We start from the raw sequence: 12,538 nt of genomic DNA on the forward strand, positions 1-12,538 counted from the left end.
CCTATCGCGCCAGCGGAACCACCCGGAACGCGGGGCGGTTCCCGTCCATTTCGGCATGGATCATCGCATATTCGGGCACCGGCATCCACGTCGCGCTGTTCGATGACAGCGGCTCCGACGCGACGATCACCGCGCGCGGTTCCTCCTCGCCGCCGACCATCTGCCACTCGCCGTCGTGCAGGCCGTAATCACGCCCGGTGGTGAACCACATCGACAGGAAATTCATATTCGCTTCGTGGAGCTGGTCGGGCGATCCGGTGCGGTAATGGCCGAAGTCGAAGCAATGGCGCAGCCCCAATATCTGCCGCCCCGTGGTGACGAACAGGTTGCAGCTCGACGAGATGGCGATGCCGTGATGCCGCCGTGCCGCCTCGATCAGATCCACTGTATTCTGCACCGCCGCGATCAGCGCGTCGCGCGCCGGTTCGACCCGCCAGTCGGGAAGCTGCGAGAGCAGCAGCGCATAGACCCACTCGCTGTCGGTCGATCCCGAAATCTGCGCGAGCAGTTCGGGGTCGATGTCGGCCATCAGCGTCCCCTTCATTTCGCCGATGCGATAGATGTCGCCGTTATGCGCCATCGCGACCGCGGCGCCGGGAAAATGAAAGGGGTGGGTGTTCTGCTCGCTGACCTTGACGCTGGTCGAATAGGCGACGCCGCGGACATGCGCGATCACGCATTCGGCGCGCGTCTTGATCGCGAGCGATTTCAGATTGCCGTCGAAAATGGGAAGCGAGGGCGAGCGATAGCGGTGCGGCAGTTCGGGAACGAAGCTCGCGCTGTCCCATGCCATCATCCCGAACCCCGCGAGGTTCAGCATGTGCAGCATCCGCGGCATATAGGCCTGGTTGACGAGGCTGCTATCGGGCTTGAACAGCAGGTCGTCGAGCTGCACCGGCTCGCCCAGATACATCATCGCCCGGCACATAGACTGTCCCCGCCCGCTGGTTGTGCACGAAGCCTACACCGCTTGCCGGATCAAGGCGAGCGACCAATCAGAGCGGCTTGTCGTAGATCTGGTAGACGCGGTTCACCGTCGCGTTGATCGCCTCTGCGACCGCGTTCATCCCCTGATTGTCGTCGAGCACCCAGCCGATATCGCCATGTTGCGTGCCATAGTCGCGCACCGCGTCGCGGCGGATGAACTCGATCATCATGAAGGCGAGGGTGCTTGCCATGCGGCTGTTCTGGAGCTTCTTGACGACGCCCATCAAAGGCACGCGGAGCGTGCGGCTTTTCGGCTTGCGCAGCCACCAGAGTAGCTTTGCCCAATTGAAGGGTAGCAGCGAGCCGTCCATGTCGATCAGCTTTTCGTTGATGTTGGGCAGCACGATCATGAAGGCGACCGGTTCGCCGTCGACTTCGGCGACGCGGATCAGATCCTCGAAAACGATGTCCTTCAGCTTCTTGCCGACATAGGCGATTTCGCCGTCGGTCAGCGGGACGAAGCCCCAATTGTCCGACCAGGCGTCGTTCAATATGCCCATGATCAGCTTGGCCTCGGCATCGAACTTGCTCTTGTCGACGCGGCGGATACGGATGCGCGCATTCTTCTCGCCCGCCGCGACGATGCGGTTCACGATCGGCGGAAAGCCGTCGACGATTTCGACCCCATAATTATAGAGCGTCTTGACCGGGCGATAGCCCTCGGCCTCGATCCACGCCCGATAGAGCGGGCTGTTGTGACCGAGCATGATCGTCGGCGGGGTGTCGAATCCCTCGATCAGCAGGCCGGGTTCGTCCCAGATCGAGATCGACAGCGGGCCGAGCGCGCGGTTCATCCCCTGGCCGCGCAGCCAGTCCTCGGCGGCGGCGATCAGCGCGTGCGCGGTTTCGCCGTCCTCGGCTTCGAGCAGGCCCCAATTGCCGGTGCCCGGCCCCATGCCCTGCGCCGCGGGCTGTTCGAGCGCGAGAAAGTCGATATGCGCCGAAATGCGCCCCACCGTGCGCCCGCCGCGCCGCGCGAGGAAAAGCTGCGCCTTGCCATGCTCGAACCAGGGATTCTCGCCGGGGGTCAGCAGGCCGTAAACCTCGCCCTTCAGCGGCGGAACCCACGCCGGATCGCCGCGATTGAGGCGGTAGGCGAGCTCGACGAACTCGCGCTTTTCGGCCTTGTCGCGGACGGGATGGATGGTGATCGGGCCTTCGTTATGGGCGGTCATGCTGGTTTCCTGAAGAAGCGATCCTATATGTTTGGCGACGCATTAGGGCATTGCCGTGGCGCTGGCGACCCGCATTCGGCCATTTTGCTGCCACGAAATCATGGTGAAGATATAGGCATGTTAGCGATGAACACTCTTGTCGACCGGATGTCGGAGTCGCCGGTGGTGAAGGCGCCCAAATCGGCGATCGCCGACGATATGGCGATGATCCGCGCGGCGTCGGAACTGACGCGCGATCTCGTCGTGCCGAGCGCGCGCGTCTATTGGGCCGATTTCCTCGCTTCGGCGCTGGTCGGCTATGCCGGGGTCGCGGCGGCGATCCTCGCGCCGTCGACGGCGTGGATGCTGTGCGCGGCCCTTGTCGCGGTGCTCGCGCTCTATCGCGCGGGCAGTTTCATCCACGAGCTCACCCATATCCGCAAGAATGCGTTGCCGGGGTTCCGCCTCGCGTGGAACATCCTTGTCGGCGTGCCGCTGCTCATCCCCTCTTTCATGTACGAGGGCATTCACAGCCTGCATCACAACCGCACCAAATATGGCACGGTCGAGGATCCCGAATATCTGCCGCTCGCGCTGATGAAGCCGTGGACGGTGCCTTTGTTCGTCGTCGCGGCCGCCTTTGCGCCGCTCGCGCTCGTTTTCCGCTATGCGGTGCTGACGCCGCTGTCGTTCGTGATTCCGCCGCTACGCCGCGTGGTGCGCGAGCGCTATTCGGGGATGATCATCAACCCGATGTTTCGCCGCAAATCGCCCGAGGGCGAGTTTCGCCGCCAATGGGCGTGGCAGGAAGCCGGCGCGTGGGTCTGGTCGAGCCTGCTCGTGGCCGCGGGCGTCTTCGGTTGGGTGCCGCTGCGCGCGCTGATCATCTTCGGTTCGATCGCGGCGGCGACGCTGGTGCTCAACCAGATCCGCACGCTGGTCGCGCACCTCTGGGAAAATGACGGCGCGGTGCTGACCGTGACCGGCCAGTTCCTCGACAGCGTCAACGTGCCGCCGCCGGGCCTGCTGCCCGAACTCTGGGCGCCGGTGGGGCTGCGCTATCATGCGCTGCATCATCTGCTGCCGGGCGTGCCCTATCACGCGCTGCCCGAGGCGCATCGCCGCCTGAAGGATGCGCTGCCCGCGGACTCGCAATATCATGGCGCCAATTATCGCAGCCTGCCGAAGCTGGTGATGAACCTCGTTGCCGGCTCGGCGCGCGGCGCCGCGGCCTAGGCGTATCCGACCCATCCCCGCCAGGTGAAGGCGGCATAGAAGGGCTCGACGCCGGTGAAGCCGGCGGCGCGCAGGACCGCTTCATCCTCCTCGGGGCTCAGCATGGCGACATGCGTGGCGACCGCTTCGCGGCCCTTGGCGACCTGTTCGGGATCGCCGCCCGACGCGATGGCATAGGCGGCATAGCGGTCGAGCCAGCGGTCGCGCTCGCCCGGTCCTTGCGGAAAGCTGCCGTGCGCGGCGACGAAGGGCGCGCCGCGTTTCAGGCGGCGGCGGATTTCCGCCGCGGTCCGCGTGCGCTCCGCCCGGTCGAGAAAATGCAGGGTGAGGAGGCAGGTCGCGCCGTCGAAGGGGCCGGCAGGCGCGTCGTCGATATAGCCTTCGACCAGATCGGCGCGGCCGGCATCGGGCCCGAGCACCTGGGCCGCAAGGTCCAGCATCGGGCCGGCGGGATCGACGCCGGTGAAGCGCCAGCCGGGATACGCGTCGGCCATCGCCTTCATCTCGCTGCCGCCGCCCGCGCCGAGAACGAGGATATGGGCGTCTGCGGGTACGCGCTCGGCGAGCAGCAGCCCGGTCATGCGGTGGAGGCCGTCGAGGCCGGGCACGAAGCGCCGCGGTCCTTCGGCATAGCGCGCGACCGCGGCCGGATCCTTGAAACTGTCGAGGAAATACTGCGCGCCTTCAGCCATGAATATGCTCCTGTGCAGGGATAGTGCGCGCCGCCATGCGCGCGTGAAAATCGGCCGCGAGCGTCGCGAGCGTCACTTGCCCGAACCGGTCGAGCAGCAGCGCCTCGGCGTCGCGAAAGCTCGTGTCGAGCGCCGCGTTGACGGCCTGTTCGACGAGGCAGCCGGGCGCTTCGGTGCGGTTGCCCATCGCTATCAGATGGGGGCGGCCGATCGCCTCATAGACATCGCGCATCGTGATTGCAGCCAGATTGCGCGCGATCGTCCAGCCGCCGCCATGGCCCTTTTCCGACCGGACGAAGCCGGCCTCGCGCAGGCCCGCCAATATGCGGCGGATCACGACGGGGTTGGTCTGCATCGCCTTTGCGAGGCTTTCGGAGGTTGCGGGGCGGCCAGCCTCGGCCATGTGGAGAAGGACGTGGAGCACGCCCGATAATCGGCTGTCGCGTTTCATGTAACTTTATATATTACATGAATGTGGAAAATCAAGGTCCGTCGCGATGGAAGCGGAAGACACCGCTCGGCTTCGTCGCTCCGCCGGTCTCGGCGACCTCGTAGCGGGCGATTTCGTCGAGACGCGCGAGCGGCAGCGGACGGCGCCACGGATCGCCGACGAGCGCGTCGATGCCGCGATCGAGACAGCGGTCGAGAAAGGCGGTGACGGTTTCCACGAGTTCGTCCGAATAGAAGAGGTCGCCGACCAGCACCGTGTCGACATCGGGGACGTCGAGCGCGGCGACGTCCGCCGCGCGAACGTCGATCCTGACATCGTTGAGCGCCGCGTTGAGCGCGAGCGCTGCCAGGGCGTGGCGGTCGGGCTCGACGGCGATCGCCTGCGCCGCGCCGGCCTTGGCGGCGGCGATCGCGACCAGCCCCGATCCGGCGCCGAGGTCGAGGACGCGGCGCCCCGCGACGACGTCGGGATGATCGAGGACATGGCGCGCAAGCGCGAGCCCGCCGGCCCAATGATGCGCCCAATAGGGCGGCGGCCCGTCGCCGTCCGCCGCGAGGCGTCCGACGCGGCTCGACGGCACCGCCTTGTGCAGGCGGATTTCGGCGATGCCGGGAACCGGCAGCACGGGCAGGTTGGCGCGGATGAAGGCGGCGGCGTCGGAAAGGGCCATGCGCCGGATTTAGAGCGTGGTCAGAATAGGCTGAAACATTGTTCTCCATCCTCGTCATCCCGGCGAAGGCCGGGATCTCGCCGGTGCGTCAGGCCGAGACGATGAGATCCCGGCCTTCGCCGGGATGACGATTCCATCAAATATGGTCTCATTCTAGCGCCTTTGCCCGCCGCTCCGCCAGCCTGTCCGCCTGCGATTCCCGCCGATGGTTGATCGAACCCCGCAAAGCTGATAGGCGCGGCGGCGATGACCAACGACCGATCCCTTCGATTCAAGGCGTATTGGCGCTCCTTTATCTAGGAGCGGCATGGCATCACCCTGTGACCATCGCCGCCGTGTTCGGACAGGCGAATGGTCATCATCACACCACCAACCCCCGGTCACGGCGTGCGCTTTTCAAGAAGACGCGACATGACCGATACTTTGCTTGCTTTATCGACCGACCATTGCCGTATCGCGCCGCTGCACGCTGACGACGCCGGAGCGCTTGCCGCGATCACCGACGAATCGGTGACCTCGCAAATCCATTTCCTGCCCGAGCCCTTCACCGAAAACGATGCGCGCGCCCTGATCGCGCGGTCGGGCGGCGGCGAAGTCTTTCACGCGGTGCGCGACGGCAGCGGCGGCGGTCTGAGCGGGGTGATCGGCGTCCACCGCCGCGCGGGCCGCGAGTATGAGATCGGCTATTGGTTCGCCGCCCGCGCGCGCGGCCGTGGCATCGCCACCGAGGCGGTGCGTGCTGTCGTCGATGCGCTCGCCGCGTCGCGGCCGGGCTGTGCGATCGTCGCCGAATGCCGTCCGGAGAATGAAAGGTCGCGCGCGCTGCTGCGCCGGGTTGGCTTCGTCTCGACCGGGCTCGCGGGACGGCGGCCGGGGCGGATGCTGCTGAGCTGGCGCGCGGCGCCGCTCGACCGCATCGATGTGTGCTGAGCGGCGCGCTCAGGCGGGCGGGGCGACCTCTTCGGTCAGCGCCTTGACGATCGCGGCGACCGAGGTGGGGGCATAGGCGAAGCCCATATGGCCGCAGTCGACCTCGATCCGCCGGTCGCTTTCGTGGGCGGACCCGCGCGCGCTGTTCACCGCGACGACCCCGTCATGCTTCGACCAGAGCGCGAAGGTCGGCATCGCCGGGCGCGGTGCGGGGTGGAAATCGATCGGCGGATTGTCGACCGGGTGGCGCGCGATCAGGTGATAGAGGCGCCACGCGCGATTGGCGCGGCGGCTGCCCGAAAAGGGCGAGCCGAGCGTGACGACGCGCGCGACCTTGCCCGGATGATGCTTGGCATATTCGCGCGCATAGATGCCGCCGAGGCTCCACCCGACGAGCGCGGGGGCGTGGCCGGTGCGGTCGATGATCCACTGCACACGGGTGTCGATGCGGTCGATGATGTCGGGGGTCGCGCCGCGGTTAAAGCCGAGACCCCAGGCATAGCAGCGGAACCCCGCGCGGCGCAGGTCGCCGCGCAGCGCCTTGGTCGCCCAGTCGCCCGACAGGAAGCCGGGGAGGACCATCACCGGCGGATGCGCGCTGTCGGGATTGGGCTCGGGCGGCAGCGGGCGGATGCGCCCGCCGAGCGCGCGTAGCAGCGCGCCCACCTCGCGCCACAGCAGCGACAGCGGCGGCGGCGCATCGGGATCGGCGATGCGCGCCGGCCATTCGGCGCGCCGGGTGAGGAAACCGCGAAGCATGGCGAGGCCTATAACAGATTTTGCGCCCCCGCGAAGGCGGGGCACAAGGGCTTCAGCCCTTCGGAACCAGTTTGAGCAGCTTGCCGTCCTTGCCGTCGCTGAGCAGCCACACCGAGCCGTCCTCACGCACCTCGACCTCGCGGATGCGCTGGCCGAAGTCCCAGCGATCGGCCTTGTGGAGCATGTCGCCGTCTATGCTCATGCGGATCAGCCCCTGGCCCGACAGCGCGCCCATCAGCAGGCTGTTCTTCCAGCCCGAATAGCGGTCGCCGCCGTACCAGGCGAGCCCGGCGGGCGAGACCGACGGGTTCCACCAGAGTTTCGGCGCAGCGAACTCCGGGCGCGTCGGGTGATCGGGGATGTCCTTGCCGTCGTAATGGTCGCCGTTCGAGACGATCGGATAGCCGTAGTTGGCGCCGCGCTCGACCAGATTGACCTCGTCGCCGCCCTTCGGTCCCATCTCCTGCTGCCACAGTCTGCCGCTGCCATCGAACGCCAGTCCGAGCAGGTTGCGGTGGCCGAGCGACCAGATTTGCGCGGTGACGCCGCCCTTTTCGGCGAAAGGATTGTCGGCGGGCACGCTGCCGTCGGGCTTGAGGCGGATGACCTTGCCGAGATTCTTTCCCATGTCCTGCGCGGGATCGAACTTCTGCCGTTCGCCCGAGGTGATGAAGAGATATTGGCCGTCGGGCGAGAAGGCGAGGCGGTGCGAGAAATGGCCGCGGCCGGGAACTTTCGGATCCTGTTTCCAGATCACTTGCAACTCGTCGAGCCGCGGCGCCGCGCCCTGCACCAGCGTTGCCTTGCCGACGACCGCGCCGAAATTGTCGCCATCGCCCGCCTCGACCCAGCTCAGATAGACGGTGCCGCTCGACGCGAAATCCGGGGCGAGGATCACGTCGCCGAACCCTCCCTGACCGCCATAGGCGACCGTCGGCACGCCCGCGACGTCGAGCGCCGGGCCGCTTTCCCGCCAGAGCTTGAGCTTGCCCGCGCGCTCGGTAACCAGCGCCTGCTTGCCGCCGGGGAGGAAGGTCATCGCCCAGGGCTCGTCGAACGAGGCGACTTCGCGCACCGTGAAAGGCGCATCGGCGAGCGGGGTCGCGGGCTGGGCGCCCGAGGCATCGAGCGCGGCACTATCGGCGGCGTTGCTCGCCGGACCTGTGGAGCAGGCGGCAACGGCGATCGCGGCCGACAGGGCGAGGGCGGACAGGCTTTTCATGGGCGGGGCTCGCTTTGCTGGGGAGAGAGGCCAATGTGGCGCGCCCACGCCCGGATGTCGAGAGGCGCTCAGCCCCCCGATGCCTCGCGCCGCGCGGTGATTTCCTCGACACTGTCCATGATCGCGTCGATCGCTTCGCTCGCGGCGGGGGCATTGGCGCGCTTCTGTGCGAATTGTCCGCGCGCCATGATGTCCTCGAGCGCGGCGCGTGCGCGCGATACCCGGCTTTTCATCGTGCCGAGCGCGCAATCGCAGATCGCCGCCGCTTCCTCGTAGGCCAAGCCGCCGGCACCGACGAGGATCAGCGCCTCGCGCTGGTCCTGCGGCAATTCCATCAGCGCGCGCTGGAGGTCGGCCATCTCGCTCGCATCTTCCTGCCGGGCCGGGGTCGATAGCGTGCGCTCGACCGCACCCTCGTCATATTCGCCGTGGAATTTGTTGCGGCGCATCTGCGACAGGAAGGTGTTGCGCAGAATGACGAAGGTCCATGCCTTGATCGAGGTGCCCTTCTCGAACCGGTCGCGCGAGGCCCAGGCCTTGACCATCGTATCCTGCGTCAGGTCGTCGGCAAGGTCGGGGTTGCCCGACAGGCTGCGGCCATAGGCGCGAAGGTGCGGGATCACGCCCGCGAGCAACTGCTTGAACTCACTGTCCGAAAGCGAATTGTCGTCCTGCGGTGGCGGCGCCGTGTCGGTTCGGGCCATTATTGCTTCGGGCTTTTGCTGTCGAGCCGCGACAGAAGGTCGAGCATATGATCGGGCAATTGTTCGGCGACGATATTGCCATAGATCATGCGCAGCTTCGCGCCCACCGGTTCGGGAGCCTGCCGCCCGGTGAGCGTGCGATGCCACTGGTCGCTGCCGCTGCCGGGAAAGCTGCCGTTCGCCCGGCGCGGCGCATCGGATACGGGCGGATGCCGGTCCGCGCCATTGATGCCATTGTTGCCGTGCGTTGCCATGCCGAAGCAACGACAGACTTGGCCGCGGGTTCCCGCGGCTCGTCGATTTTTGTCGCCGACTGTGGCGCGAAAGGCACATCGGCGACACGCGGCCAATATGAAAGCATATGAGTTACTTAGGGTTTTCAAGCCTTGCATCGGGCGCTAAGCCTGTGCTTCATTCCGCTATTGGTTCCGGCCCCCTGCAACGAAAGCCCTTTTATCAGCGACGAATCCGCCCGCCCTCTCGACGATGTCAGCTTCAAGAACGAACTGGCGGCGATGTTGCCTCATCTGCGCGCTTTCGGTCGCAGCCTGACCGGCAATGCGGACCTTGCCGACGATCTGGTTCAGGAAACGATGCTGAAGGCGTGGAAGGCGCGCGCCTCCTATATTCCCGGCGGGTCGAGCATGAAGAGCTGGGCCTTCGTCATTCTGCGCAACTGCTTTTTGTCGCAGATGCGGCGGCGGAAATTCACCGCCGACTATGATGAACTCGCCGCCGAACGGCTGCTCGTCGCGCCCGACGATCAGGCCGACAGCCTGCACCTCGCCGACGTCCAGCGCGCGCTGATGCTGCTGCCGGTCGACCAGCGCGAGGCGCTGGTGCTGGTCGGCGCGGGGCAGCTTTCCTACGAAGAGGGGGCGGAGATTTGCGGCTGCGCGGTCGGCACGATGAAGAGCCGCGTATCGCGCGCGCGCGCCGCGCTGCACGCGATCCTCGAAAGCGGCGAGATGCCGTTGCGGAGCGAGACGCCGCTGGCGCCGAGCGAAGCCTTTGCCGCGATCATGGGCGATGTCGATCGACTGGCGGGCGGCGGTCCTTCGCCGGACTGAAGCGCCAGCATCCCCCTTCTTTCGTCATCCCGGCGAAGGCCGGGATCTCGCCGATGCGTCAGGCCGAGGCGGTGAGATCCCGGCCTTCGCCGGGATGACGCATCGGGAAAAGGTCAGGCCGCGAGCTGCGGTGTGAAAAGCAGGCTCTGGCTGATCGCCGCGCGCACCGTATTCTCGCGGAACGGCTTGGAGATCAGGAAGGTCGGCTCGACGCAATGGCCGGTCAGCAGCCGCTCGGGAAAGGCGGTGATGAAGATCGCCGGCACCGGCGCGACCGCCAATATGTCCTGAACCGCGTCGATCCCCGACGAGCCGTCGGCGAGCTGAATGTCGGCGAGGACGAGCCCCGCGTCGCTGTCCTCGAAAGCGGCGATCGCGTCGTCGTGCGTCGTGGCGATGCCCGCGACGTCGTGGCCAAGGCCGCGAACGATCTGTTCGAGCTCCATCGCGATCAGCGGTTCGTCCTCGATGATCAGGACCGAGGTGCGCGCTTCGCGGTCGATATCGCCCGCGGCTTCGCCGAGCAGCGTTTCGACCGTGGCGGCATCGGTGCCGGTGATCCGCGCGGTTTCGGCGACCGAAAAGCCTTCGAGTGCTGTGAGCAGCAGCATCTGCCGGCCGAGCGGCGTGATCCGTGCGAGGCGGCGGTTTGCGGCGCGGACGAGCGGATCCTCCTCGTCGTCGCCTTCGCCGTCGTCGAGAAAGGCGCTTTCCCAGATGCGGTGGAAATTACGGTAGAGATCGATGCGGGTGTCGGGGCCGGTGCGGAATTCATCGGGGGCCGCGACGATTACCTCCAGCGTCGTGTGAACGAAATTGTCGCCATGCTGCTGGCTGCCGGTCAGCGCGCGCGCGTAGCGCCGCAGAAAGGGCAGATGTCCGCGGATTTCTTCTCCCAAGCTCATCATGATGCTCCCTCTTGTCAAAAGGGGATACGCGGGGCGCGCGCATCGGGTTCCCGTCGGCAAGGCGTCCCGCTTTGCTGCAACTTGTTGGCGCGCAAAGCGTAGACTCTGCCGGGACGCGAGCGAATTGGGCCTAAGGGAGCGGAATTGTTCCGTTTTTCCTGGGGTCGCCACAATGCTTTTTTAGGAACTCGATTCATGGCAGAGCGGCCCGGCGCGGATATCGGTGCAGCGACACCGGCGGGGACAGGAACAGGGGGAGCGGCCTTGGCGGACGGTGGGGAAGGCGATGCCACGCAGCGCGAGACATGGCGACTCGATACCCTTCGCGAATATCGGCTGCTGGGGAGCGGCCGCGAGGTGGCATTCGACCGGGTCACCAAGCTGGTCGCCGACCTGTTCGATGCGCCAATCTCGCTCGTGACGCTCGTCGACGATTGCCGGCAATGGTTCAAATCCGCGCATGGCCTCGACATCGAGGAGACGCCGCGCGACATCAGTTTCTGTCAGCATGTGGTGGCCGGCGATGCCCCCTTGATCGTTACTGACGCCCGCGCCGACGATCGCTTTCGCGACAATATATTGGTGACGGGGGAGCCCTTCATTCGATTTTACGCGGGGGTGCCGCTCCGCGCCTACAATGGCGCGGTGCTTGGCACCCTCTGCATCATCGATCGCCGCGAGCGCGCGCTTCTGGAAGACCGCGAGCTTGAGCGGCTCGAGGATTTCGCGGCGATCATCATGGCCGAGGCCGATCTGCGCCGCATCGTCGTCGAGCGAGACGAGGCGCGCCGCACGCTCGAGCGCGCGCTCGACTATTCGGGAATCGCGACATGGCGCTACGATTCACGCGCCGCAACGGCGGTATGGCGTGGCGCGGTCGCTGACCTGTGGGGCGCCGACTGGGAAAGCGCGCTACGCACCCGTGAAGGGATTTTCGAGCGCATCCACCCCGACGACCGGTCGCGCGTTCAGGCGGCGATCGACGAGGCGGTGGCAAGCGGCACCCCCTATGCGGTCGAGCACCGCATCGTCCATCCCGAGCGCGGGGTACGCTGGCTCGGCATCCGTGGCGACTGGGACGTGCACAATGACGACGCGGTGCTGACCGGCATCAGCATCGACATCACCGAACAGAAGAGCCGGCAGGAAAACGCCAATCTGCTGATGCGCGAACTGCACCACCGGATGCGCAACCTGTTCGCGACGGTCAGCGCGATCATCTCGCTGACGCGGCACGCGGCGCGCGACGTCGATGATTATGTCGAGCGGATCAGCAGCCGCCTCGACGCGCTCAATCGTGCGCAAAATGTGTTGCTCGGCGCCAATTTCATGACCGGATCGATGCACGCGCTGATGCGCGAGGTGGAGGCAAGTTTTCCGCGCATCCGTTGGTCGGGGCCCGACCTGCTGCTTCCCGAAAATGCGCTGGTCGCGATGGCGCTGCTGTTCAACGAACTGGCGACGAATGCGGCCAAGCATGGCGCGCTGACCGGATCCGAAGGTCAGGTCGAGGTAACATGGACGCAGGATCCCGAAGGAAGCGAACCGCGGCTGTTCCGCCTCACCTGGACCGAAAGCGGCGGCGCTCCTGTCGTCGGCCCGCCCGAGCGGACGAGTTTCGGCACGCTGCTGATGGAGCGCAGCGTGCGCAACAATCTGGGTGGCACGATCGAGCGGCGCTGGGAGCCCGGCGGACTGATCGTCGACGTCGCCCTGCCGGCGCGCTGGCGCGAGGCCTGAACCATCGAAGGGATT

The 12,538-nt window shown here is 66.4% G+C and carries 14 protein-coding genes; 4 read left to right on the forward strand and 10 right to left on the reverse strand.

Translation table 11 applies throughout. The features are described 5' to 3' along the window. Position 1: 1 nt before the first annotated feature. Both NP825_RS01965 and NP825_RS01970 read right to left on the reverse strand, forming a co-directional pair. Positions 2-928: a class II glutamine amidotransferase gene (locus tag NP825_RS01965; protein ID WP_257547980.1), complete on the reverse strand. Its 927-nt coding sequence runs from the start codon at positions 926-928 to the stop codon at positions 2-4. A 67-nt stretch (positions 929-995) separates the two neighbouring features. Next, complete coding sequence (locus tag NP825_RS01970) at positions 996-2,162, reverse strand: N-acetyltransferase (protein WP_257547982.1); 1,167 nt, start codon at positions 2,160-2,162, stop codon at positions 996-998. Between the two features lie 126 nt (positions 2,163-2,288). Here NP825_RS01970 and NP825_RS01975 point away from each other — a divergent pair, with 126 nt between their 5' ends. Continuing rightward, positions 2,289-3,377, forward strand: a complete 1,089-nt coding sequence (locus NP825_RS01975) for a fatty acid desaturase (protein ID WP_257547984.1) — start codon at positions 2,289-2,291, stop codon at positions 3,375-3,377. Here NP825_RS01975 and NP825_RS01980 read toward each other — a convergent pair. The 3 genes from NP825_RS01980 to NP825_RS01990 are packed head-to-tail and all read right to left on the reverse strand — an operon-like array spanning position 3,374 to position 5,190. Next, positions 3,374-4,069, reverse strand: a complete 696-nt coding sequence (locus NP825_RS01980; protein ID WP_257547986.1) for a class I SAM-dependent methyltransferase — start codon at positions 4,067-4,069, stop codon at positions 3,374-3,376. The genes NP825_RS01975 and NP825_RS01980 overlap by 4 nt on opposite strands. Further along, positions 4,062-4,520, reverse strand: coding sequence for an Rrf2 family transcriptional regulator (locus tag NP825_RS01985; RefSeq protein WP_257547987.1), 459 nt, complete (start codon positions 4,518-4,520; stop codon positions 4,062-4,064). The genes NP825_RS01980 and NP825_RS01985 overlap by 8 nt, the downstream gene beginning before the upstream one ends. A 31-nt stretch (positions 4,521-4,551) precedes the next feature. Then, positions 4,552-5,190, reverse strand: a complete 639-nt coding sequence (locus tag NP825_RS01990) for a methyltransferase (protein WP_257547988.1) — start codon at positions 5,188-5,190, stop codon at positions 4,552-4,554. Between the two features lie 411 nt (positions 5,191-5,601). Between NP825_RS01990 and NP825_RS01995 the strand changes: the two genes are divergently transcribed. After that, positions 5,602-6,120 carry a GNAT family N-acetyltransferase gene (locus tag NP825_RS01995; protein ID WP_257547989.1) on the forward strand — a complete coding sequence of 173 codons (519 nt, stop codon included), beginning with the start codon at positions 5,602-5,604 and terminating at the stop codon, positions 6,118-6,120. Positions 6,121-6,129: 9 nt separating this feature from the next. Here the strand turns inward: NP825_RS01995 and NP825_RS02000 are convergent, their stop codons facing one another. From NP825_RS02000 to NP825_RS02015, 4 genes are all read right to left on the reverse strand, one after another. Next, complete coding sequence (locus tag NP825_RS02000) at positions 6,130-6,879, reverse strand: triacylglycerol lipase (protein WP_257547990.1); 750 nt, start codon at positions 6,877-6,879, stop codon at positions 6,130-6,132. A 52-nt stretch (positions 6,880-6,931) separates the two neighbouring features. Further along, on the reverse strand, positions 6,932-8,101 hold the full coding sequence (locus NP825_RS02005) for a PQQ-dependent sugar dehydrogenase (protein ID WP_257547991.1): 1,170 nt from the start codon (positions 8,099-8,101) through the stop codon (positions 6,932-6,934). A gap of 68 nt (positions 8,102-8,169) precedes the next feature. Beyond that, a complete protein-coding gene (locus tag NP825_RS02010) occupies positions 8,170-8,805 on the reverse strand; it encodes a sigma-70 family RNA polymerase sigma factor (protein ID WP_257547992.1) in 636 nt (211 codons plus the stop codon). Further along, complete coding sequence (locus tag NP825_RS02015; protein WP_257547993.1) at positions 8,805-9,059, reverse strand: NepR family anti-sigma factor; 255 nt, start codon at positions 9,057-9,059, stop codon at positions 8,805-8,807. Before NP825_RS02015 ends, NP825_RS02010 begins: the two co-directional genes overlap by 1 nt. Before the next feature lie 261 nt (positions 9,060-9,320). Between NP825_RS02015 and NP825_RS02020 the strand changes: the two genes are divergently transcribed. Continuing rightward, on the forward strand, positions 9,321-9,875 hold the full coding sequence (locus NP825_RS02020) for a sigma-70 family RNA polymerase sigma factor (protein ID WP_257547994.1): 555 nt from the start codon (positions 9,321-9,323) through the stop codon (positions 9,873-9,875). 113 nt (positions 9,876-9,988) lie between these two features. Here the strand turns inward: NP825_RS02020 and NP825_RS02025 are convergent, their stop codons facing one another. After that, positions 9,989-10,780: a response regulator gene (locus NP825_RS02025; protein ID WP_257547996.1), complete on the reverse strand. Its 792-nt coding sequence runs from the start codon at positions 10,778-10,780 to the stop codon at positions 9,989-9,991. 267 nt (positions 10,781-11,047) lie between these two features. Between NP825_RS02025 and NP825_RS02035 the strand changes: the two genes are divergently transcribed. Beyond that, on the forward strand, positions 11,048-12,523 hold the full coding sequence (locus NP825_RS02035) for a GAF domain-containing protein (protein WP_306998087.1): 1,476 nt from the start codon (positions 11,048-11,050) through the stop codon (positions 12,521-12,523). The last annotated feature ends 15 nt before the right edge of the window (positions 12,524-12,538 follow it).

Origin of the sequence: Sphingopyxis sp. DBS4, from assembly GCF_024628865.1 — a bacterium.
Classification (GTDB): domain Bacteria; phylum Pseudomonadota; class Alphaproteobacteria; order Sphingomonadales; family Sphingomonadaceae; genus Sphingopyxis.